This window comes from Pantoea sp. M_9, assembly GCF_008631385.1.
Lineage (GTDB): Bacteria > Pseudomonadota > Gammaproteobacteria > Enterobacterales > Enterobacteriaceae > Pantoea > Pantoea eucrina.
The window spans coordinates 590,514-613,366 of record NZ_VWUF01000002.1; the positions used below are offsets into that span (position 1 = coordinate 590,514).

General features: G+C 57.1%; 16 protein-coding genes. 10 read left to right on the top strand and 6 right to left on the bottom strand.

What is annotated here, in order from left to right; genetic code table 11:
* The 6 genes from F3I15_RS06585 (at position 1) to F3I15_RS06610 (ending at position 6,683) form a co-directional block, all read left to right on the top strand.
* Positions 1-2,262: a xanthine dehydrogenase family protein molybdopterin-binding subunit gene (locus tag F3I15_RS06585; protein ID WP_150017135.1), complete on the top strand. Its 2,262-nt coding sequence runs from the start codon at positions 1-3 to the stop codon at positions 2,260-2,262.
* A 53-nt stretch (positions 2,263-2,315) separates the two neighbouring features.
* The gene (locus tag F3I15_RS06590) at positions 2,316-2,738 is read left to right on the top strand and encodes a thiol-disulfide oxidoreductase DCC family protein (protein WP_150017136.1); all 423 of its coding nucleotides are present in this window, start codon (positions 2,316-2,318) and stop codon (positions 2,736-2,738) included.
* A 418-nt stretch (positions 2,739-3,156) separates the two neighbouring features.
* Positions 3,157-3,870, top strand: coding sequence for a bacteriorhodopsin (locus tag F3I15_RS06595; RefSeq protein ID WP_150017137.1), 714 nt, complete (start codon positions 3,157-3,159; stop codon positions 3,868-3,870).
* Positions 3,867-4,679, top strand: coding sequence for a Brp/Blh family beta-carotene 15,15'-dioxygenase (locus F3I15_RS06600; protein ID WP_150017138.1), 813 nt, complete (start codon positions 3,867-3,869; stop codon positions 4,677-4,679). The genes F3I15_RS06595 and F3I15_RS06600 overlap by 4 nt, the downstream gene beginning before the upstream one ends.
* A 371-nt stretch (positions 4,680-5,050) precedes the next feature.
* The gene (gene fdhA / locus F3I15_RS06605; protein ID WP_071668338.1) at positions 5,051-6,244 is read left to right on the top strand and encodes a formaldehyde dehydrogenase, glutathione-independent; all 1,194 of its coding nucleotides are present in this window, start codon (positions 5,051-5,053) and stop codon (positions 6,242-6,244) included.
* 133 nt (positions 6,245-6,377) lie between these two features.
* Positions 6,378-6,683: a HigA family addiction module antitoxin gene (locus F3I15_RS06610; protein WP_150017139.1), complete on the top strand. Its 306-nt coding sequence runs from the start codon at positions 6,378-6,380 to the stop codon at positions 6,681-6,683.
* Between the two features lie 467 nt (positions 6,684-7,150).
* Here F3I15_RS06610 and F3I15_RS06615 read toward each other — a convergent pair whose 3' ends face one another.
* From F3I15_RS06615 to malT, 3 genes are all read right to left on the bottom strand, one after another.
* Positions 7,151-7,882, bottom strand: coding sequence for a YoaK family protein (locus tag F3I15_RS06615; RefSeq protein WP_104085652.1), 732 nt, complete (start codon positions 7,880-7,882; stop codon positions 7,151-7,153).
* A gap of 198 nt (positions 7,883-8,080) precedes the next feature.
* The gene (locus tag F3I15_RS06620) at positions 8,081-8,608 is read right to left on the bottom strand and encodes a phenolic acid decarboxylase (protein ID WP_150017140.1); all 528 of its coding nucleotides are present in this window, start codon (positions 8,606-8,608) and stop codon (positions 8,081-8,083) included.
* Positions 8,609-8,689: 81 nt separating this feature from the next.
* Positions 8,690-11,392: an HTH-type transcriptional regulator MalT gene (gene malT / locus F3I15_RS06625; RefSeq protein ID WP_150017141.1), complete on the bottom strand. Its 2,703-nt coding sequence runs from the start codon at positions 11,390-11,392 to the stop codon at positions 8,690-8,692.
* 275 nt (positions 11,393-11,667) lie between these two features.
* Here malT and malP point away from each other — a divergent pair, with 275 nt between their 5' ends.
* Together malP and malQ are read left to right on the top strand one after the other, a co-directional pair.
* The gene (gene malP / locus F3I15_RS06630; protein WP_150017142.1) at positions 11,668-14,070 is read left to right on the top strand and encodes a maltodextrin phosphorylase; all 2,403 of its coding nucleotides are present in this window, start codon (positions 11,668-11,670) and stop codon (positions 14,068-14,070) included.
* 8 nt (positions 14,071-14,078) lie between these two features.
* A complete protein-coding gene (gene malQ / locus F3I15_RS06635; RefSeq protein WP_150017143.1) occupies positions 14,079-16,133 on the top strand; it encodes a 4-alpha-glucanotransferase in 2,055 nt (684 codons plus the stop codon).
* A gap of 89 nt (positions 16,134-16,222) precedes the next feature.
* On the opposite strand, the gene malM is transcribed toward malQ, so the two are convergent.
* The 3 genes from malM to malK all read right to left on the bottom strand — a co-directional run bounded on the left by malM (position 16,223) and on the right by malK (position 19,701).
* Positions 16,223-17,134, bottom strand: a complete 912-nt coding sequence (gene malM / locus F3I15_RS06640) for a maltose operon protein MalM (RefSeq protein ID WP_150017144.1) — start codon at positions 17,132-17,134, stop codon at positions 16,223-16,225.
* Positions 17,135-17,248: 114 nt separating this feature from the next.
* Positions 17,249-18,550: a maltoporin gene (locus F3I15_RS06645; RefSeq protein WP_040113487.1), complete on the bottom strand. Its 1,302-nt coding sequence runs from the start codon at positions 18,548-18,550 to the stop codon at positions 17,249-17,251.
* A 26-nt stretch (positions 18,551-18,576) separates the two neighbouring features.
* Positions 18,577-19,701 carry a maltose/maltodextrin ABC transporter ATP-binding protein MalK gene (gene malK, locus F3I15_RS06650; RefSeq protein ID WP_150017145.1) on the bottom strand — a complete coding sequence of 375 codons (1,125 nt, stop codon included), beginning with the start codon at positions 19,699-19,701 and terminating at the stop codon, positions 18,577-18,579.
* 362 nt (positions 19,702-20,063) lie between these two features.
* Between malK and malE the strand changes: the two genes are divergently transcribed.
* Positions 20,064-21,254, top strand: a complete 1,191-nt coding sequence (gene malE, locus F3I15_RS06655) for a maltose/maltodextrin ABC transporter substrate-binding protein MalE (protein ID WP_071668331.1) — start codon at positions 20,064-20,066, stop codon at positions 21,252-21,254.
* 58 nt (positions 21,255-21,312) lie between these two features.
* A complete protein-coding gene (malF, locus tag F3I15_RS06660) occupies positions 21,313-22,845 on the top strand; it encodes a maltose ABC transporter permease MalF (protein WP_150017146.1) in 1,533 nt (510 codons plus the stop codon).
* The last annotated feature ends 8 nt before the right edge of the window (positions 22,846-22,853 follow it).

The following is a 22,853-nucleotide window of genomic DNA, read 5'->3' on the forward strand; positions in this document are numbered from 1 at the left end:
ATGGACAAGCAGGAACAGAACTATCAGGCACTCGGTGCCGGACGCAGTCGGGGCGACGGCGTGGTGAAAGTCACCGGCGCTGCGCGCTATGCGGCGGAGTATCAGCCTGAGAATATGCTGTATGGCGTGGTGGTGCAGTCCACTATCGCCAGCGGCCGGATGACGGATATCGATACCGCTGAGGCGGAACAGCAGCCTGGCGTAGTGGCGATTTATACCCATCTCAATCCGCTGAAGATTAACAAGCCCACCGCCATTGCTGATGGCGGCGCGGCGCAGTCTACCTACACACCGCTGCAGGATGACAAAATCATTCATAACGGTCAGAACATCGGGCTGGTGGTGGCAGAAACGTTTGAGCAGGCGACCTGGGCTGCCAGTCTTGTGAAAGTGCGCTATGAGGAAGCGAAGCCGCTGGTCTGGATGGACGATCCGGCAGCGGAGCGCCAGGAGAGCGCTACCGTTGAAATGGGGAATGCGCAGCAGGCGATGGCGCAGGCAGAAGTGAAAATCAAAAGCTGCTACGCCACGCCGCGTGAATATAACATGCCAATGGAACCGCACGCCTGTATCGCCTCATGGCAGGATAATGCGCTCACGGTATGGGAGCCAAGCCAGTGGGTGATGGGCGCACAGACTGAAATAGCTGAATGGCTCGGCATTGAGCAGCAGCAGGTTCGGGTGATTTCTCCCTATGTGGGCGGCGGTTTTGGATCAAAACCCGTGCCCTATACCCATGTGGCGCTGGCCTGCGTGGCATCGCGCGCGCTGACGCGTCCGGTGAAAGTGGCGCTGTCGCGCCCGCAGACCTTTACCGGACTGGGCGGTCGTCCGGCAACGCAGCAGACGATTGAGATGGGGGCCGCACAGGATGGAAAACTGCTGGCGATCCTGCATGAAGGTTTGAGCGATACCTCGCTCATTGACACCTTCGCTGAAGGGACGAACAAAGTCACCGGACGCATCTATGATGTGCCCAACGTCTATTCACGTCATTACGTGGCCGCTATTAACACCGTTACGCCAGGCTGGATGCGCGCGCCCGGTGAGAACCCGAGCGCGTTCGGGCTTGAGGTGGCGATGGATGAGATGGCCTATGCGCTGGGTATCGATCCGCTGGAGCTGCGTCTGCGCAACTACGCAGAACAGGATCCGCAGGAGAACCTGCCGTGGAGTACGCGCCGCCTGAAAGAGGCTTACAGCGCGGCTGCGGAAGCCTTTGGCTGGAAAGATCGCACCATGGCGCCGCGATCAATGCGCGAAGGCCGTGAGCTGATTGGCTGGGGCATGGCAACGGCAACCTATCCTGTGAACAAAGCCCCGGCTGAGGCGCGCCTGATCCTTAACAGTCAGGGTGAGCTGGTGGTGCAGAGTGCAGGCGCCGATATCGGTACCGGAACCTACACCATTCTGGCGCAGACCGCGGCAGAGGTGCTCTGCCTTGATTCAACCCGTATAAAAGTGGAGCTGGGCGACACCCGGCTGCCGCGTGCCGGCGTTGCGGGCGGTTCGCAGCTGGCCGGCAACCTGACCGGTGCCGTGCATAAAACGGCGGTGGCACTGCGTGACCGGCTCTACGCGCTGGCAGGCGCTTCTTCAGATGCTCCGTTCCCGCAGACCGACGCTGAACAGCTGACGCTCTGCGCAGGAGGCGTATGCCTGAAAGGTCAGCCGGAGCGGGCAGTATCGCTGGGCGATCTGGTGCGGCTGAGCGGTGAAGAGACGCTGGCGGTAACGGACGGCACCTTTAAGCCGGACGAAAGTGCAGAAGAGCGCGATGAAGCGGTGCACTCGATGTCGCGGATGACCACGCCGGAAGCGTTCTCTTCGCACAGCTGGGGCGCGCAGTTTGTAGAAGTGCGCGTGGATGAAGATTTCGGTACGGTGCGCGTCAGACGTATGGTCTCTGCCTTTGACAGCGGGAGGCTCTACAACCCTAAACTTGCACGCAGCCAGTGGATTGGCGGAATGGTCATGGGGCTCGGGCAGGCGCTGCTGGAGGGCGGGGCGGTCGATCCGCGTAACGCCCGCATCGTGAACAATAATCTCGCTGACTATCTGATTGCGGTGAACGCTGACGTGCCGGAGATTATCACTATCGACGTGGGTGAACCGGATCATCACGCCACGCTGATGGGCGGCAAAGCGGTGGGCGAACTGGGTATTGTCGGCATGGCTGCGGCTATCAGTAACGCCGTCTATCACGCAACCGGCAAGCGCATTCGCGATCTGCCGCTTTCCCTGGAGAAGTTACTCGATTAATGCAGGCTGGCGGCGTCAGGAGGATGCCGCCGCTTTACCCCGTGGGCGCTTATATGACAATTCCCTATCTCAGGCCTGGTGAACAGGTGGTGCTTTACGACGGCGTGTGCAAACTCTGCAACGGCTGGGTAGCATTTTTGCTGCGACACCGGCTGGATCGGCGGGTACGGTTTGCCACCGTGCAAAGTGAGGAGGGTAAAACCTTGCTGCGTCATGTCAACATGCCCGTTGACGATATCCACACCATTGTGCTGATTGGTGAAAACGGACACTGGCTGCGTGCCCAGGCAATCTGTCGCGTGATGAAAAGACTCCACAGCGGGTGGCGTATTTTTGCGCTGCTGCGTTATTTCCCCGATGCGGTAAGCAATGCGATATATAACCTTATTGCCCGAAACCGCTATCGCCTTTTTGGCCGCTATGGTGATGTCAGACAGCTCTCTCCCGATTTTCCCGAAAGATTTATTGCGCGTTGAACAGCATCAGTGCTTTCATAGCAGAAAATAATAATAAGCGGCGCAGGTAAATAAATTTTCTGCATGGTGCGCGCTTATGCGCTACGTCAGAATGGTTTACGGGTATTTTTATAACTTCATGATTATAATGTAATTTTACGGCATTCCATGCAGCAGAAAGTTGCAGCGAATGTTTTGCATACGTTTCTTTACATACTAAATTACATTTTAAGGCTTATTAAAACAAATTACACCTCACTAACAGAGTGCATTTTCATCCATTTCTTCCCTCAAAAATACTTACCCTCGCGGAAAATGGCAGAACAGAAATAACGCCATATACTTTAAGCATATTCTCTTCCGGAATATACCCTGACTCTTATTTTCTTTCGCAGCGCAGCGGACGTATTAATGACGCCGCTGTACAGGAGTAATTAACATGGACCAGACTGCATTTCTCATCGGGTTTTTGGTAATGGCGCTTGCGTCACTGGCAATTTATGCCACCGGCAGTAAAACCTTTCCCTCCCGTCACCATACCCTGATGCATGCATCAGTGCCTTTTATCGCCGCTACGGCGTACCTGGCGATGGCGTTTGGCTACGGCAATCTCACGCTCGACAGCGGCACGACGGTCTATATGGCACGGTATGCTGACTGGTCAGTCACCACGCCGATTCTGCTGGCGGGACTGGTTATGCTGGCTTTTCATGAACATGGCAAACCGGGTGAGATGGGCGGCTTTCTGACCGCCATCATTGTGCTGGATGTGATGATGATTGTGACCGGCCTGATCTCTTCGCTGGCGGAAACCGCAGCAGGAAAATGGGTCTGGTATCTCTGGTCCTGTGCCGCATTCCTTGGCGTGATCTACCTGCTGTGGGGACCGCTGCGGAGGATGGCAGCAGAGCGGGGCAGCGCGCTGGCGGGGGCCTATAACAAAAACGTGGCGCTGCTGACGGTAGTCTGGTTTATCTATCCGGTGGTATTTCTGATCGGGCCGGAAGGGCTGAAGATTATTTCCGATCCAGCTTCGATTTGGGCATTCCTGATCCTGGATATTATCGCCAAAGTTTTCTACGCCTTTTACGCGGCGGCGAATCTGGAAAAAGCGCTGCGCTACGCAAAACGCGATGGCGCCGTGCGGGTATGATCCTGCGGCAGCATACCGGCTGGCTGACGCTCTGGGGGGCAGCTCTGGCTGCCTCTTTCAGTCCGCAGCCGGTTCAGCTGCTGTTCGCCATCGTCGCTATCGGCATTATCGGTATGGCACACGGCGCAAGCGATCTTGAGATTGTCAGGCGCGAACAGCAGTGCGTTTTTCTGGCGGGTTACGGCGTGGTAATTGTGCTGTGCCTGTTCTGGTGGCACTGGCGGCCGGCAATCGCGCTGCCGGGCTTTCTGCTGGCCTCTGCTATCCATTTTGCGCTGGAAGATGCACCGCACGGCTCTCTGGCTGAACGACTGGCGCGCGGCGTCAGCCTGATTGCGACGCCTGCCGCGCTGCATCTGGCAGAGTACCGGACGATTTTGCACCAGGCCGGGCTGGCATCTGCCATGCCGGAGAGCATAACTGCAGCACTGGCTGTGGCAGGCGGCTTTACCGCCGCAGCGCTATTGCTGGCAGGCATTCTGCGGCGCGACAGGCGTCTGCTGGCCGGAACGCTGGCTCTGCTGGTGCTGCCACCCTTTGTCGGTTTTTCCGTGGGCTTTTTGATCCTGCATGCGCTGCCGCAGACCCGCGAACGGCGTGATTTACTGGGCTTCAGACATTACGCAGACTACCTGCGCGCCGTCTGGCCGGTGCTGACTGCGGCAATTCTGCTGGCGATAGCGATAACGTTTATGATGCAACCCACCGATAGCGCCGGCGTGCGTTCGCTGTTTGCCGCGCTCGCTGCGCTGGCCATTCCTCATTTGCTGATTACGCCGTGGTTTGAGAAACCGCCGTACCGTAAATAATGCGTGCCATTCATTACGCCATCCTCTATTCAAATATAAGCAGGAAAATGGCAGGTGAGATAATAAGAATTTCCTGCCAGAAAAACTGTTTTAATTAATAATGTATCACCATGCGACATTGTACTGTCAGTTTGCGACATAACGCGGATATTTCAAAATTAATATCCCTATCTCTATGTAATTATTGACTTTTCGCGCGCGATCACTTGTTGCATTCATGAAGCCAGTCACAACTCTGGCACGCGCAATCCATTCTCTGTTTAATTACGCACTATTGCGTATTAGATTTAACGCGTCATCACTCTTTATTATCTTACGGTTTCGTAAGTGTCCGGCAGTTAATGTGCATATCAACATATAATGGAGATTTTATGGGCGCAAATTCCAACCGCGGTGTGGTGTATCAGGGGCCAGGTAAAGTCGAGGTACAGGATATTGCCGATCCGGTCTTTGCTAATCCGGCCGGCAAGAAGATTGGCCACGCCGTGATCCTTAAAGTGCTCTCCACCAATATCTGTGGCTCAGATCAGCATATGGTACGCGGACGTACCACTGCGCCTGCGGGTATGGTGCTTGGCCATGAAATTACCGGTGAAATTATCGAAAAGGGCGCTGACGTTGAGATGCTTAACGTCGGTGATATTGTCTCGGTGCCGTTTAACGTTGCCTGCGGGCGCTGCCGGTGCTGCCGTGAACTCGATACCGGCGTCTGCCTGACCGTCAATCCGGCGCGCGCGGGCGGCGCGTTTGGCTATGTTGATATGGGTGGCTGGGTAGGCGGGCAGGCGAAATATGTGATGGTGCCCTATGCGGACTTTAACCTGCTGAAATTCCCTGATCGTGACCAGGCGCTGGCGAAGATTCTGGATCTGACCATGCTGTCTGACATTTTACCGACCGGGTTTCACGGCGCGATCAACGCGGGCGTGGGCGTCGGCTCAACCACCTATGTTGCAGGCGCCGGTCCGGTTGGGCTGGCCGCGGCGGCCTCAGCACAGATCCTCGGTGCGGCGGTGGTGATGGTAGGAGACTTCAACAAAGAGCGTCTGGAACACGCCAGGAAAATGGGCTTTGTGCCGATCGACCTGAGCCAGCATGACCGCCTGGGAGAGATGGTCGCGCAGGTTACCGGCACGCCGGAAGTCGATTCAGCTATCGACGCCGTCGGATTTGAAGCGCGCGGCCATTCCGGTAAGGAGCAGCCGGCGGTGGTGCTGAATCAGATGATGGAGATCACCCGCGTGGCCGGTAATATCGGCATTCCGGGCCTGTATGTGACGGAAGATCCGGGCGCGCACGATAAATCAGCACAGGAAGGCTCTTTGAGCCTGAAGTTCGGCCTCGGCTGGTCTAAAGCGCAGTCGTTCCATACCGGGCAAACCCCGGTGGTGCGTTACAACCGGCAGCTGATGAACGCCATCCTGCACGATCGTCTGCCAATTGCGAAAATCGTTAATGCCAAAGTGATCCCGCTTGAAGAAGCGGCGCAGGGATATGCCCAGTTCGACGCCGGCGTAGCCGCCAAGTATGTGCTGGATCCGCATGGCATGCTGACGGCAAAATAGTCTGGCGCAGGTAAACTTATTGGGCAAGGCGTAAGGCACGCGCGAAGAGGCGCTGTGCCTTACGCTTATTTAAGTGCGCATAATCATGATTATGTTAAATTCAATATCTTGTGAATTATGAGGCTTATCATTAATGACTATGTATAACCCCCCGCACGCGGGTGAAATCATTGCCGATATTATGGAAGATCTTCAGATCGGTATCAGAGAGCTGGCGCGTGCTTTAGCTGTAGCTCCCTCCACCGCTTCAAGAATAGTATCGGGAGCAACGGCGGTAACGCCAGAGATGGCGATCAAATTATCGGCCGTGATTGGCAGTACGCCTGCGATATGGCTGCGCATTCAGGCCGCTTATGATTTAGAGCGGGCAGCCAAAACTGTTGACCTCTCGGTTCTGAATACCAGCTTCAAGCCTGACCCGCTGCAGGGTGTCAACTGAAGCCTGTGGGTAACGTAAGCAGCTGGCGTTAATTGCTCACTACACTGTGCGCCGTTTCACTGAAAGCAAGAGCTTAAGCAGAACGATATGAGTGGAACACGATATCTTTCTTCAGTTGCTACCTGCCTGAGGATAAACGCTGCAGGAAAAATTGTTTGGGCGCGGCGTGCATGTCCCAATACCTTACCGACCACGTTTGAATACTCCCCGCATAGTGTTCAGCGAGAAGGCGGCGGTCACTGCTAACGATCTTTATAAGTACAACTTCATATAATGGGACTTATATGAACTTATAAAGAGGGTATTGACGGGAGTTGTGATGATGGGCGTGGTGCTTCAGCTCAAAAAACCGGCGTCGCTACGTGAATTCTGCAGGTATTGCAGCACTGGTTACCCTGCAGAATTCACCCAGCGTTGCCGGTTTTATCAGCAAAAAACAGCACCGGAGTGCTGTGTAGTTTGTCGGGTTACCAGAAACGTACGCCGGTAAGATGCAGCGTACGGGCGATGCCGCCTGCTGCAATCAGCGAAAGCGCGATTCCCAGCATAGCCATTGCGTTAAAGCCAAAGTGCCGGAACAGCAGATAGCCCGCCACGCAGCCGGTAAGAAAAGAGAAGATGGTTACAAGGTGGGTATAAAGAAGCTTGCGATGCAGATGGCGCTCCCCCGCTTCGCTGCTGCTGAACGTTGCCCGCAGAAACGAGCCCAGCGCAATACCGGCATCGGTCAGCGTACCGGTTACGTGCGTTGAGCGTACGCGACCAGACGAGAGCTGTGTCGAGGTGGAATTATGGATCCCCATCAGCAGGCCGAGCGTGACAAGGATTTCACCGTTGTTACGTTCTGAGTACCACAGGATCTCCACCACTGACGTCATCAGCAGAAGCAGTCCCTCAATGAAAAGCACCTGACAAAAAATGGTCCTGATATTGCGTTTAAGCCCCCAGGCAACCGTCAGGCGCGCGATCATTGAGCCGGTGACAAATGCCAGAATTAAGCCGGCCAGAAACAGCAGATCCTGCAGATCGGAACCTGAAACTTCAGCAGAGATTTGGGAGGTGTTACCGGTCATATGGGAGGGGAAAAAACCAAAAGCACCGAATGCCATGGCGTTAAGTATACCTGCAGTGGTCGCCAGCGTGAGCGCCAGCAGGCGATCTTCGCTGTGCGAACGTAACTTCTTTTTTCTCAGCAGCATCCTTCTCTTACCTCGCAGCGTTAAGGCACATAATATTAGCGTAGCGCACTATTCAGCATAGCGAAGTCTGGCCAGGACGCCTGTAACTAACTGCTTTCAATAGTTAATAATGTCAGAAAATGCAAATTCAGAGTGAGAGCCGGAATAACCCGCTTTTAGTGACGTTGTCACATAATACAGGCGATTCCGGCTATGGCGTTACTTATTATCAAAATAATCAGCCGGCATCTGTCCCGGTGCCATGTTGATCACCTCGTCATTGTCTGGCCCCTCATTTTTCATATAAGTGACCTGAGCAAACTCCGGGATGATGATATAAGGATAGGCCGGTCCCTCGTCACGAAAACGCTGCATATCTCCAATAAATTCATTTTGATAACAGATCGTTTTTTCCGGATGCTGCCCTTCCCCGGCGATCCACTGCGGGAAAAAAATCGTGCCGTGAATAAGTTTACGTTCGAGGTCGAACAGCAGGCTTACGCAGGTGCCGGTGGGTTCATGCCAGTCAACCTTATAGATACCGGGTGCAAACTGCACCGCATGCATCTTCTGATGGGTAACCCAGCGTCCCCCTACGAGCCCCTGATGAATACGGTAGTCGCAGGTGGTTGCATTACGGGCATACCACTCATATTTCCAGCCGTTGTCATAGGTATAAACAAAGTGGGTTCCGATAAATGCAGACAGATCGCTGGCCTGTTCTGTCGCTGATGCGATTGAACTCATGCTTCACCTCACCAATGGGTAAAAAAAGCGTACTGGTAAGGTATAGCGCGTAAAACGGAATTGCGTATCGCTTAACGACGTTTACACATACCCCATCAGTCTCAGCATCGACCGCGCTTCGTGCATGGCTTCATTGCGATGTGTCACTCCCAGTTTCTGATAGAGGTTACGAATGTGGGTTTTGATGGTGGTGGCGGCGACATCAAGCTCGCCGGCAATCTGCTCATTGCTGTAACCGGAATAGATCAGACCCAGCACCTGCCATTCGCGCTGCGTCAGTGGGCTGGTGCGGACCAGCTCCGGAACATCGGGATGGTTGAGTAAACGGCTGACAAAGCCCTCATCAAAATGAGCAAATTTATGCCGGTGATACTTATTAATTTCGTGCAGGATGCGGCGGGCGCGATGTTCATCTATCTCTTCCAGCACCGAAAGCTGCAATAGCTGCCGCAGCTGCTGCGCCATGATCTCGCCCTCAATCACAAACTGACTCATAAATCCTGTACTGCGCGCCAGCTTCAGGGCGGCAATCAGCACCCGCTGCGCATCGGGTTTACGATTAGTCTGCCAGTAAAGCTGATTAAGCAGCAGCAGGTTGCTGTTAAAATCGCTGGTGAGGTGAAGCGCCTGGGCATTCTCATTCAGCTCATCCAGAATGACTTCTGCCTGAATCAGATCGCCCGCCAGAAGCTGTGCCCGCGCCACGTTACGCCACTGCTCCTGCAGGAAGTGATTATTGGCGCTGGCCGGCCGGGAAGTAACGCGCAGCCACTGGCTGGCGCTGGCGCTATCCCCGGTCAGCTGCCAGTAAAGGATACGCGCTTTATCCGCGTTGGCGATCCAGTCGATATGCAGCGTGCCGTTATTGAGCAGATTCTCCAGCCGGGTAATGTGTGATCGGGCATTATCCAGATTACCCCGCGCCAGCGAGCACTGGATCAGCAGTCCCAGACACTGGATCTGCTGCTGCGGAGGAAAGCCGCGCAGCACCTGCATGCCACTGCGAGCCGCCTGTTCAGCTTCATCAAGCCGGCCCCAGGCCCAGAATAGCTGCGCGCGAATGCGTAACAGAAACTCATGCAGCGGAAACTGTGCGAGATGCTGTTCGTGAACCAGGCGAAACGCCTTTTCCTGCATCTCCCACGCCGATTGTAAAAATCCCTGTGCAAAGAGAATTTCGCTCTGCTGGATCAGGCTCCAGAGAACGTAGTGCCAGGTCTCTTCATGCCGCGCCATCTGCTCTGTCTGACGCATCAGGGCCAGCGAATCAGCCAGCTCACCTTTGCAGTGCATGACCTCGCCGTGGACAGAGGTCGCGACAATGCGGCTGTAGCTTTTCGACGCCGGCAGCAGCTGCAGGGCAAGACGCGCCAGCTGCGCGGCTTCATCCGCATTGCCATCATTGATGGCCACCTGAGCGCGTATCGCATGCAGCTCGCCCTGCAGAGAGGCATCCATCTCACAGCGGCGCTGCTGTTCAAACTGCGCCAGCAGGCTGTTAACTTCGGAAAAACGATGCTGGCTCTGCATCAGCCACGCCTGCAGCAGCACCAGCTCCGGGTTTTCCAGCAATAGCGGCCATGGCAGTACCCGCAGCGAAGACTCCAGCAGCGCCAGTTCGCTTTGATTAAACAGGGTCCAGGCGTGCTCCAGCAGCACGTCGCGCAGCATATCGGTATCACCCGAGGCCAGGGCATGGTGAATCGCCTCGCCCGGAAAACCCTGCCTCATCCAGCCACGTGCCGCCGCACGATGCAGGGCCGGCAGCTCCGCGCTAAGCTCCCACTGACAGCGCTGGCGCAGAAAACTGCCAAACAGCGGATGGTAGCTGAACCACTCGCCCGCATTATCCATGCGCTGTAAAAACAGCCCCTGCCGCTCAATCTCCTCCAGCCGCATGCGGCCATTGTCTTCACCCGTGACTGACGTCACGAGGGCGTCATTCATTGAGCGCAGCAGCGCACTCTTCAGCAGAAACTGACGGGTATCGGCATCGACAGTATCCAGAACCTCCTCAACCAGATAATCGGTGAGATGGCTGGCGTTGATGCCTGACAAACGACGCGCGGAGTCCTGCGCCGAGCCTGCGCCCTGCCGGGCAGAGATAGCAATCAGCTGCAGTGCGGTCGCCCAGCCTGCCACATCGTCACACAACTGGTCGCTCTCTTCGCCGGGCAGCGGCGCCTGCAGCCGGTTAGCAAAAAATTGTTTAGCTTCATCGTGCGTAAAAGCAAGCTGCTGGCTGCTCAGCTCCAGCAGCTGTTCACGCACGCGCAGATTGGCGATGCCCAGCTGTGGCAGACCGCGCGACAGCACCACCAGGGTCAGATTTTCCGGCTGATGCTTCAGAAAAAAGCGCATCGCCTCATGAATAACCGGATTAGTAATATGATGATAATCGTCAATAACCAGCCAGGCCGGACGCTGATAGTCAGCCAGCTCAATAAACAGCTGCGAGAAAAGCGCATTGAGATTAACGTAGTGCCGCTTTTGCGCCAGCGATTCACTGCGGCTGCAGCTGCCCTGAGTGGCCTGCTGCAGCGCAGCAATCAGATAGTCAGCAAACCGTTCCGGCTGATTATCCCCCTCATCCAGCGAATACCATCCCAGGTCGCGCTTTTCTGCCGCCCACTGTGAAATCAGCGTGGTTTTACCGTACCCTGCGGGACTGGTAATCAGTACTAACCGGTAAACGGCGGCTGCATTCAGTTTCTGCAGCAGACGGCTACGGACCACCATGGCGTCATGGCGCACAGGACGACTCAGTTTTGACGGGATCAACATCGACGCACGCTCCTCCGTTAACGTCTGCGCAGTATTATTTTACGCTTCGTAATTATTCGACATACACGTTATCCATACGCCATCTTAATGCAAGCGAACTCAGCAGCGCGGCTTAACAAAAGCGAGGGGTATCACACTCCTGTCGCGCTTTCGGAGTTTCCTTACCCTCTCCTCCCTCTCTATCCTCCTGCCTGAATAGTGCCGGGGAGGAGGAGATACCTGAAAGGCGCAGGCAAAATGCACGATGACCTCTTCCTCTGACGGATGCTTAAGCCATGACCCAGTTACCTTTTGATTCCGATCGCTTTTCTGCTGCCCTGACGCGTCAGTGGCAGCGCTTTGGCCTGTCCGGTGCGCAGGCGATGACCCGGCAGCAGTGGTGGCATGCCCTGAGCGGTGCGCTTGCCGAACTGCTGGCTGAACTGCCCGCGCAGCCGGCAGCGGGACCGCAGCGCCACGTTAACTATATTTCGATGGAGTTTCTCACCGGCCGTCTGACCGGCAATAACCTGCTTAACCTCGGCTGGTATCCGGCGCTGAACGATTTGCTGCAGCAGCAGGGGCAGTCGCTGAGCGATGTGCTGGAGCAGGAGATCGATCCGGCGCTGGGAAACGGCGGTCTGGGTCGCCTGGCCGCCTGTTTTCTAGATGCGATGGCAACCACGGGTCAGCCCGCTATCGGTTATGGCCTCAATTATCAGTACGGACTGTTCCGGCAGCATTTTAGCGACGGGGCGCAGCAGGAGCAGCCGGATGACTGGGGGCGAAATCGCTACCCCTGGTTTCGCCATAATGCGGCGCTGACGGTAACGGTTAATCTGGGCGGCAAGGTGATAACTGAGCAGGGAAAAACCCGCTGGATCCCGGCGTTTCAGCTGCAGGGTGAGGCCTGGGATCTGCCGGTTGTGGGTTACCAGAACGGGGTGGTTCAGCCGTTGCGCCTGTGGCAGGCGAGCCACGCGCAGCCGTTTGACCTGCAGCGGTTCAATAACGGCGATTTTTTACGGGCAGAAAAGCAGGGCATTGATGCAGAGAAGCTGACTAAAGTGCTCTACCCCAACGATAACCATCAGGCGGGTAAGAAACTGCGCCTGATGCAGCAATATTTTCAGTGCGCCTGTTCGCTGGCGGATATTCTGCGCCGCCATCAGCAGGCGGGTCACGCTATTGAAACGCTGGCCGATCGCGAAGTCATTCAGCTCAACGATACGCATCCCACTCTGGCGATTCCGGAACTGATGCGCCTGCTGCTGGATGAGTATGATTTCAGCTGGGAAAGCGCCTGGCAGCTGACGCAGCGCACCTTTGCCTATACCAACCACACGCTGATGCCGGAGGCGCTGGAGTGCTGGGATCTGACGCTGTTCCGAACCCTGCTGCCGCGCCACATAATGATTGTGAATGCAATCAATGCGGCCCTTAAGCAGCAGGTTGAGGCGCAGTGGCCCGGCAATGCTGCCATCTGGGCCAGACTGGCGGTGGTGCATAACCACCAGGTGCGCATGGCTAACCTCTGCGTGGTAACCTGTTTTGCCGTTAACGGCGTCGCTGCCCTGCACTCAAAGCTGGTAACAGAGGATCTTTTTCCCGAATATCACGCGCTCTGGCCGGCGAAATTCCATAATGTGACGAACGGCGTGACGCCGCGCCGCTGGATCAATCAGTGTAACCCGGCGCTCGCTGCCCTTATCGACCGTTCGCTGAATAAACCCTGGCTGACCGATCTCGACGCGCTGCGCGCGCTGGAGCCCCTGGCAGAAGACGCCTCATTCCGCGCAGAATATCGCGCTATCAAACAGCAGAACAAACGCGAGCTGGCGCAGTGGGTGGAACAGAAAACCGGCATTGTGATTAATCCGGACGCGCTGTTTGATGTACAGATAAAACGGCTGCATGAGTACAAGCGTCAGCATCTGATGCTGCTGCATATTATTGCACTGTGGCAGACGCTGGTCAGCGATCCGCAGGCCAACCTGGCGCCGCGTGTGATGCTGTTTGGCGCAAAAGCGGCACCCGGCTATGCGCTGGCTAAAAATATTATCTACGCCATTAACAAAGTTGCCATGACGATAAATGCCGATCCGCGCGTGGGCGATCGGCTGAAGGTGGTGTTTATCCCGGACTATAACGTCTCGGTCGCAGAAAGACTGATCCCGGCAGCCGATCTCTCGGAACAGATCTCCACGGCTGGCAAAGAGGCGTCAGGCACCGGCAATATGAAGCTGGCGCTGAACGGCGCCCTGACCATCGGTACGCTGGATGGCGCTAACGTGGAGATTGCCCGCGAGGTTGGCGACGAGAACATCTTTATCTTTGGCCATACCGTGGAGCAGGTCAGCGCGCTGAAAAAAGCGGGTTACACCCCGGCGGTCTGGCGCAAAAAAGATAAACAGCTGCATCAGGTGCTGACAGCGCTGGAGGATGGCACCTTTAGCGACGGCGATTGCACGGCGTTTGATGCGCTGGTGAAAAGTCTCGGGGCGGAGGGTGGCGATCCTTATCTGGTACTGGCCGATTTCCGCCACTATCTCAATGCGCAGCAGGATGCAGAAAAACGCTGGGCCGATAGTGAAGCCTGGACCCGCGCGGCGATCCTGAATACCGCACGCTGCGGCATGTTCAGCGCCGATCGCGCTATTCGTGACTATCAGCAACATATCTGGCAGGCGGTGCGCTGAAGATGACAATGACAACGCTTACTCCGGCAACGCTGATCGCGCCGGAATATATTGACGCTCACGGCAGGCCGCGCCGCATTCCGGCCGCCACCGAGCAGTGGCTGCACACGATCATACAGCCGCCTCTCGCCACGCCCTCAGCGCTGCCCCCGGTAGCGATTTTTCGTGGCGGAGAAGCCGTGATAGTAGAGCCGGCGCTGAGCGGGAGGGCAGCATGGGAGCTGACCAGTGAAGCGGGCGAGCGCTGGTCAGGTGAGTGCCAGCCTGGTGAAACGCTGCGGTTGCCGGCACTGCCGGAAGGCTATCATCAGCTGACCCTGACGCAGCCGGCGCTGTTGTCGCGCTGCAGCCTGATTGTTGCGCCGCCGCGCTGCTATGAGCCACCGGCATTGCTGGCTGGCGACAGGCTCTGGGGCTGCTGCGTGCAGCTCTATACGCTGCGATCGCAGCATAACTGGGGCATCGGCGACTTTGGCGATCTGCGCCAGATGGCGGCAGAGATCGCGCAGCGCGGCGGCGCGTTTATCGGGCTCAATCCGCTGCACGCCCTCTTTCCGGCTAATCCTGAGGGCGCCAGCCCCTACAGCCCCTCCTCGCGCCGCTGGCTGAACGTGCTCTATATCGACGTCAACAGCGTGGAGGATTTCAGACGCAGTGAGGCGGCGCAGGCGTGGTGGCAGCAGCCTGATACCCAACAGCGGCTTGCGGCCGCGCGTGACAGCGAATGGGTGGATTACGCCGCCGTTACTGCGCTAAAGCTGGAGGGCTTACGCCTGGCCTGGCGACAGTTCAGGCGACGTTCGCCGGATGAGCCGGTGATGCAGGAGTTTGATGCGTTTGTAAAAGCGGGCGGACAGAGCCTGCTGAGTCAGGCGTTGTTTGATGCGCTGCAGGCGCATCAGCGCGCTAAAAATCCTGCGCTCTACGGCTGGAGAAGCTGGCCGGAAGCGTATCAGCATCCCGACAGCGCCGCCGTACTGGCGTTTCGTATTGAACATAGCGACGAAGTACGCTTTTACCTCTGGCTGCAGTGGCTGGCCGCCTCTCAGTTCGCAGCCTGCTGGTCCGTCTGCTGCGCGCAGCAGATGCCGGTTGGCCTCTACCGCGATCTGGCGGTAGGCGTCGCGCAGGATGGCGCAGAGACCTGGCGCGAACGCGATCTCTATTGCCTGCAGGCCAGCGTGGGTGCGCCGCCCGATATCCTGGGGCCGCTGGGGCAAAACTGGGGGCTGCCGCCGATGGATCCGCAGATCCTGACAATGCGTGCGTTTACCCCGTGGATCGATCTGCTGCGGGCCAATATGCGCGACTGCGGCGCGCTGCGGATTGATCACGTGATGGCGCTGCTGCGCCTCTGGTGGATACCAGAACATGAGAAGGCCGCTGAGGGCGCCTACGTTCACTATCCGGTTGATGCCCTGCTGGCCATTCTCGCGCTGGAGAGCCAGCGCCATCGCTGTATGGTGATAGGTGAGGATCTGGGCACTGTACCGGAAGCGATAGTCGCTAAGCTGCGCGACAGCGGCGTCTACTCCTACAAAGTGCTCTACTTTGAGCAGACGGCAACGCGCGCTTTTCGCGCGCCGGAAGCCTGGCCACGGCAGGCGATGGCAGTTGTCACCACGCATGATATGCCTACCCTGCGCGGCTGGTGGCAGAGTGATGACTTAACGCTGGGCAGCAGGCTGGGCCTCTATCCGGATAAAGCGATCCTGGCGGGTCTGTACCGCGAGCGCGCGGCGGCAAAAAAGGCGCTGCTGCATACGCTGCAGCAGCAGGGAGCGCTGGCGCACCGCTATCCGCTTCAGCGCGGCCGCGCGCCCATGCGCCGCGCGATAAACCGTGCGGTTCACCGCCTGGTGGCGGCCAGTAACAGCGCCCTGCTTGGCCTGCAGCCGGAGGAGTGGCTCGATATGGATCGGCCGGTAAACGTGCCCGGTACGGTGGAGAGTTACCCTAACTGGCGCCGTAAGCTCACGCTGTCGCTGGAGGCGATGTTTACGGATGAAGGGATCACGCGCCTGCTGCAGGAGGTCAGTCACGTGCGTCAGCAACGCTCCTGATCAGACGCCCCGGGCCGGGGCGTTTTTTGCAATAAAAAAGGTGCGCCGGAGCGCACCAGGTGCTGCAACTCAGCACTGTCGGGGCAGGTTCACCCCTTGCCTTTTACACTGCTGATAAACGTTTGCCGCGCTGAGGTGGACCCCAGTCGTTCGGCCTCATTCAATAGCTTCAGCGCTTTATCAATGTTGCCCTGGCTGACCGCCTGACGGATATTCTGATTGAAGTAACTCTCGGTGTCGTTTTCCAGCGGCACCGGCTTCACGGCAGAGGCGGGACGCACGGCAGCGGGCGCAGGCGCCTGAGTATTGCCGATCATAACCGGAGCCGGTGTTGATGAACCAAACAGCGGGCCAACCAGAATAGAGGACGCGGAACTGGTGGAGACTTTCAGCTTCAGCCTGCCGCTCTGGCTGTGTGTGGCAACCGGATCGGGAATATCAGGAACCGCATGGCCGGTGCCTCTCGCGTAAGCTTTGGCCGGATCGACCAGCGTGGTGGTCTGGGTCAGATCTCTGTCGGTGGTAAAGACCAGCAGATAAATTTTCTGCTGTCCCGGCACCGGCGTCAGTTTCATTACGCCTTCAAGACGATCGGCGCTCATGACGCCCGGCTGCTGGTAAGCAAAGAACTGCGACGGGAACCACGCTGCCGGACGCAGGTTTTCATCGAGCACCAGTACATTAGGCGCGAACACGCGGTTGTCAGCGACCTCGCTGCTCAGCGTAACGGTCAGCTCACCCTGACTGGCTGGCAGGCTATACGCCGCAACCGGACCACGGATACCCGGCAGAGTATTTCCGGTGCCGCTGTCGCTCAGCAGAGTGGTTACCGCACGCGACGTGTCAGCAGGTTGCCAGTTCAGGCGCTGCAAAGTTTCGGGTGAAACGACGGGCGCTGTGGAGAGATCCTGCGGCACCAGATTAATATCAGCGACAGCGGGCAGCGTGACGCCGGCCAGCAGCGCAGCGCTCAGGCAGAGCGCGGTAAGCGTTTTTTTCATCGTTTTATCTCTGATAGCTGGAGGCAGTGCCGGCACCAGGCAATGGCCAGCGCTGCCTAATCGGTGAGCCGCACCGACGGATGCGGCCGTTCTGTTACAGGGTAACGCTGTGGCTTACCACCAGATTTCCATCTGTGCGCCAAAGCTCCACTCGTCATTGTCGCCCCGGCTATTGGTGAACAGGCCGTTACCGGTGCTGTCAGCTGCGGCCAGCGTAGTCAGGTTGCCATCTGCATTTTTGCTATAGCCCCACTTCTCATCCCATTTGGCATAGGTCGCAAACAGGCGCAGCGCCGGACGGGACCAGATGCTGTCGCCCGCCTGCCACTGCTGGGCCAGGGTAATTTTGTACTGCCCGTTGCGATCGCCAACCTGCTGCGACTTCACATTGTCGTAGCCCAGCTCAAGCAGCGTGCTCATGATAGGCGTCCATTTGTACATCGGGCGCACGCCCACGGTGTACCACTCGTTGCCGCGATTATTATCGAGGTCGGTGTTCTGATACATCGCGACGTACATCAGGTCCCAGCGCTCGGCCAGCGAGATGGCACCGTGATCCAGCACGCGGTACATTTTGCCGTCGTTGTTGATATTCGTGCCCTGCGGCAGCCCTTTGCCCTGCGAGGTCAGCGCGTCCGTTGCGTACTGAAGTACAAACTTGTTGTAGCCTTTCAGCATGCTCTGCGTATGTTCGGCGGTGAAAAGCCAGCCATCTTTGGACGCGCCATCCTCCAGACGATACCCGTCGCGCGCATTGGCACGGCCATAGTCGACGCCGAGCTCCAGCACGCCATCCGGGTTGGTCTCCAGACCCGCCAGGCGCACATCAAACACGTCGTTTGCGGTGCTGGTTGCGTAGTCGCGGATGCGATCGCTGGAGAAGGTGTAGGAGCCGCCCGCTTCTGATGAGCGCGTGGCGGCGAAAGAGAGTTTGCCGAAGCCGAGGTCAACATCTTCCAGGCCTGCGCCGGGACCGGAGATATCCCAGTAGTAGAAGTCGATCATATGCACGTCGTGACGCTGATAAAAGCGCTTACCGGCCCAGATGGTAGAGCCCGGCAAAGCGTCAATCAGGTTTTTGCCTTTAACGTTGGCTTCGCGGAAAGCAGGTGAAGTTGCCTCCCAGTCATTCTGCTGCGATACGGAGTAGGCAACGTTGGTGTCAAAATAGAAACTCTTATCGCCCTCCTTCCAGACTTCCTGTCCCAGCTTAAGCTCGGCGTAGGTTTCACATTCGTTACCCAGACGGTACTTACTTTGTGCGCCGGTCGCCTGGAAGCACTGTTGTTCACCGCCGCTGCCGGTCCAGCCAATGCCGGAACGGGCGTAACCGGTGAAGTCCACCGCCATAGAGGAGGCGGACAGGGTACCCGCAGCGATGGCGATCGCCACGGGGAGTTTGCGCAGAGTTATCATTTATTTATCTCCTGAGATCATTGCTTTTATTGTTTTGCAGGGTACACACCAGGCTCCTGATGCAGCCTGCGACAGGCGCTGCCATCTTCACGAAACAGATGACAGCGTTCCGGCGGCAGGCCGATGCCCATCAGGGCGCCCTCTTCTGCCAGCACCACGTCCTCCTGGCGATAAACCAGGTTTTGACGGATGGCGGGAATTTGAATGTGGATTTGCGTTTCATTGCCGAGCTGCTCAACGACCTGCACCTCTCCCTCCAGGGTGACATCGGCGATATCGCTGGAGAGCAGATGCTCAGGCCGGATACCCAGTGACATGTTGCTGCCGATCTGCACGTCGGTGCTCTCGACCGGCAGCCAGACCAGCTGATTGTTGGGTAGACGCACTTGAACCTGATCGATTGCGGTGGCGGTCACTTTTACCGGAAGGAAATTCATCCGCGGGGAACCGATAAAGCCGGCGACAAAGCGATTGGCGGGGTAGTGATAAAGTTCAAGCGGTTTGCCAATCTGCGCGATGCGCCCTGCTTCGAGCACCACAATTTTGTCGGCGAGCGTCATCGCTTCTACCTGATCGTGGGTAACGTAGATCATGGTGCGCTTCAGCCGTTTATGCAGCCGCGAAATTTCGATGCGCATCTGGACGCGCAGCGCGGCATCAAGGTTGGATAACGGCTCGTCGAGCAGAAAAACGCGCGGTTCAGCCACCAGTGTCCGGCCAATCGCCACCCGCTGCCGCTGACCGCCGGAGAGCGCTTTAGGCCGCCTGTCCAGCAGATGCGCCAGCTGCAGCACCTCGGCTACCTGGTTTACACGCTGCTGGATCTCAGCACGCCTGACGCCGGCCAGCTTCAGGCCAAAGGACATATTTTCCGCAACGTCCAGATGCGGATAGAGCGCATAGGACTGAAACACCATGCCGATCCCGCGTTCTGCTGGCGGGACCTCATTCATGCGCTTGCCGCCTATCAGCAGGTCGCCTTTAGTGATGGTTTCAAGCCCGGCAATCATCCGTAGCAGGGTCGACTTACCGCAGCCGGATGGTCCGACAAACACCACAAATTCACCTTCGGCAATCTCAAGATTGATATCTTTCGAGACTTCGGTTTCACCCCATGTTTTGGAGACATGACGTAACGCAACGCTCGCCATAATACTTTTCCTCTCAACGTGCCCTGTTGGCTGATATGACTGCTGGCCGATTCTGTGGCTCATCATGAAAGCCCCGGCAGCCGCTGACATCCTCCGCCACAACGTGAATGCACGGGGGATGAGCCGGGAGGAGGAGAAAGGATGCGGGCTGGCTGCCGGCAGCTGGATGAAGAAATTTTTGTGATGTCAGACGCAGAAAAAAGCGGGAGAAAGTGTGCGCCAGCCCATAAAAACAGCGGTTTTTGCAGGCAGGATCACGCGTTTACGTCTGCAGGCGTAGAGAGCAGGAGGATGAAACCGTGCTGCAGAACCTGACAATAAACGGGACGCTTACTTCCCGCTTTCGTTTACAGGATGGACTTATGACAATGAAAACCGTCTCGCGCTTATTTGCCCTCTCCGCGCTCTCCGCCGTGCTGTTCTCTGCTTCGGCTCTCGCAAAGATCGAAGAGGGAAAACTGGTTATCTGGATCAACGGTGACAAGGGCTACAACGGACTGGCCGAGGTTGGCAAAAAATTTGAGCAGGAGACCGGCATCAAAGTCACCGTGGAACATCCGGATAAGATGGAGGAGAAGTATCCGCAGGTGGCCGCCACCGGTGATGGCCCCGATATCATTTTCTGGGCTCACGACCGTTTTGGCGGCTATGCGCAGTCAGGTCTGCTGGCGGAGATCTCACCTGACAAAAATGTGCAGGACAAGCTGTTTCCCTTTACCTGGGATGCGGTGCGCTACAACGGCAAGCTGATCGGTTATCCGGTATCTGTCGAGTCCCTCTCGCTGATTTATAACAAAGATCTGGTCGCCGAACCGCCAAAAAGCTGGGAAGCCATTGCCGATCTGGACAAGCAGCTGCGCGCCAAAGGCAAGAGCGCCATCATGTTTAACCTGCAGGAGCCTTACTTCACCTGGCCACTGCTGGCAGCAGGTGGTGCTTACGCTTTCAAACCCACGCAAAGTGGATTTGATATCAAAGATACCGGCGTGGATAACGCCGGAGCGAAAGCGGGCATGCAGTTCCTGGTGGATCAGGTCAAAGCCAAAGTGCTGAATGCGGATACCGACTACTCCATCGCTGAAGCGGCATTCAATAAAGGGCAGACGGCAATGACCGTTAATGGTCCATGGGCGTGGAGCAACATCGACAAGAGCGGCATCAAATATGGGGTGACCACCCTGCCAACGCTCAATGGCAAACCCTCCAAAACCTTTGTCGGCGTACTGAGCGCCGGTATCAACGCCGCCAGCCCCAATAAAGAGCTGGCAAAAGAGTTTCTGGAGAACTATCTGCTGACCGACAGCGGGCTTGAGGCGGTCAATAAAGATAAGCCGCTGGGCGCCGTGGCGCTGAAATCGTATCAGGCGATTCTGGAGAAAGATCCGCGTATTGCCGCCACCATGAGCAACGCACAGAACGGCGATATCATGCCAAACATCCCGCAGATGTCCGCCTTCTGGTACGCCATGCGCACCGCCACCCTTAACGCGCTGAAAGGACGCCAGAGCGTGGACGCCGCGCTGAAAGATGCGCAGACCCGTCTGAACAAGTAAACCCTGTCTGAAGCCGGCGCTGTCCGGCTTTTTATCAGCTGTTGAGGAATTTCGGATCATGTCAGGAAAAACGGAACGGTACAGCCAGATGCTGAAAGGCGTACTGGTTGGCGGCTGCTGTCTGTTAGTCGGCTATCTGCTGGTGCTAATGTATGCGCAGGGAGAATATCTGTTTGCGCTCATGACGCTGATTGTCAGCGCGACCGGCATCTGGATTTATGCTAATCGCCGCGCTTATGCCTGGCGCTATGTCTATCCGGGCCTGGCCGGCATGGCTATTTTTGTGCTGTTTCCGCTGGCCTGTACTATCGCTATCGCGTTCACCAATTACAGCAGTACCAATCAGCTTTCGCAGGAGCGGGCGCAGCAGGTGCTGCTTGGCAGGCAGTATCAGGATGGCGCCGGGCTGAATTTTGCGCTCTACCCGGCCGATCGGCGCTGGCAGCTGGTGCTCAGCGACAGCAGCAGCGGTGAGCGCTACGTCTCCACGCCGTTCGATTTCGGCGGCGCGCAGACCCTGACGCTGCAGCAGGCGCCGCTGCCCGCTACTCAGCGCGCCACGCTGAAAGTCATCACCACGCATCGCCAGGCGCTAAGCCAGATCCGTGCCCGGTTGCCGGATGGACGTGAGCTGGTGATGAGCTCGTTACGCCAGTTCTCGGGTACCCGTCCGCTCTATGTTGCCGGGCGCCAGGGCGTGCTGGAAAATCAGCAAACCGGCGTACGCTATCAGGCGAATCAGGACACGGGGTTTTACCAGCAGATTGCGGCTGACGGCAGCTGGGGCAGTGAACAGCTGAGCCCCGGATTTACCGTCAGTGCGGGCTGGAAAAATTTTGCGCGCGTCTTTACTGACGAAGGGATCCAGAAACCGTTTCTCGCCATTTTTGGCTGGACGCTGATCTTCTCGCTGGTGACGGTGATCCTGACCGTTGCAGTGGGCATGGTGCTGGCCTGTCTGGTGCAGTGGGAAGCGCTGCGCGGCAAGGCTATCTACCGCGTGATGCTGATTTTGCCCTACGCCGTACCAGCTTTTATCTCCATCCTTATTTTCAAAGGTCTGTTTAACCAGAGTTTTGGTGAAGTTAACGTCATGCTCAGGGCGCTGTTTGGCGTCCAGCCTGCCTGGTTCAGCGATCCCGCGCTGGCGCGTACCATGCTGGTCATCGTGAATACCTGGCTCGGCTATCCCTACATGATGATTCTGTGCATGGGGCTGTTGAAAGCTATCCCGGACGATCTGTATGAGGCTTCCGCGATGGATGGCGCGGGTCCGCTGCAGAATTTTTTCCGCATCACGCTGCCGCTGCTGCTTAAGCCCCTTATGCCGCTGATGATCGCCAGCTTTGCCTTCAACTTTAATAACTTTGTTCTGGTGCAGTTGCTTACTAACGGCGGACCGGATCGGATCGGGACTACCACGCCCGCCGGCTACACGGATCTGCTGGTTAACTACACCTGGCGTATTGCGTTTGAGGGCGGCGGCGGGCAGGACTTTGGTCTCGCGGCGGCAATTGCAACGCTGATTTTCATGCTGGTCGGGGCACTGGCGGTCATCAACCTGAAAGCCGTGCGCATGAAGTTTGACTGAGGACAAAT

Coding starts and splice junctions, on each gene's coding strand:
- F3I15_RS06585 (WP_150017135.1), top strand. CDS start 1: ATGGACAAGCAGGAACAGAACTATCAGGCACTCGGTGCCGGACGCAGT.
- F3I15_RS06590 (WP_150017136.1), top strand. CDS start 2,316: ATGACAATTCCCTATCTCAGGCCTGGTGAACAGGTGGTGCTTTACGAC.
- F3I15_RS06595 (WP_150017137.1), top strand. CDS start 3,157: ATGGACCAGACTGCATTTCTCATCGGGTTTTTGGTAATGGCGCTTGCG.
- F3I15_RS06600 (WP_150017138.1), top strand. CDS start 3,867: ATGATCCTGCGGCAGCATACCGGCTGGCTGACGCTCTGGGGGGCAGCT.
- fdhA (WP_071668338.1), top strand. CDS start 5,051: ATGGGCGCAAATTCCAACCGCGGTGTGGTGTATCAGGGGCCAGGTAAA.
- F3I15_RS06610 (WP_150017139.1), top strand. CDS start 6,378: ATGACTATGTATAACCCCCCGCACGCGGGTGAAATCATTGCCGATATT.
- F3I15_RS06615 (WP_104085652.1), bottom strand. CDS start 7,882: ATGCTGCTGAGAAAAAAGAAGTTACGTTCGCACAGCGAAGATCGCCTG.
- F3I15_RS06620 (WP_150017140.1), bottom strand. CDS start 8,608: ATGAGTTCAATCGCATCAGCGACAGAACAGGCCAGCGATCTGTCTGCA.
- malT (WP_150017141.1), bottom strand. CDS start 11,392: ATGTTGATCCCGTCAAAACTGAGTCGTCCTGTGCGCCATGACGCCATG.
- malP (WP_150017142.1), top strand. CDS start 11,668: ATGACCCAGTTACCTTTTGATTCCGATCGCTTTTCTGCTGCCCTGACG.
- malQ (WP_150017143.1), top strand. CDS start 14,079: ATGACAACGCTTACTCCGGCAACGCTGATCGCGCCGGAATATATTGAC.
- malM (WP_150017144.1), bottom strand. CDS start 17,134: ATGAAAAAAACGCTTACCGCGCTCTGCCTGAGCGCTGCGCTGCTGGCC.
- F3I15_RS06645 (WP_040113487.1), bottom strand. CDS start 18,550: ATGATAACTCTGCGCAAACTCCCCGTGGCGATCGCCATCGCTGCGGGT.
- malK (WP_150017145.1), bottom strand. CDS start 19,701: ATGGCGAGCGTTGCGTTACGTCATGTCTCCAAAACATGGGGTGAAACC.
- malE (WP_071668331.1), top strand. CDS start 20,064: ATGACAATGAAAACCGTCTCGCGCTTATTTGCCCTCTCCGCGCTCTCC.
- malF (WP_150017146.1), top strand. CDS start 21,313: ATGTCAGGAAAAACGGAACGGTACAGCCAGATGCTGAAAGGCGTACTG.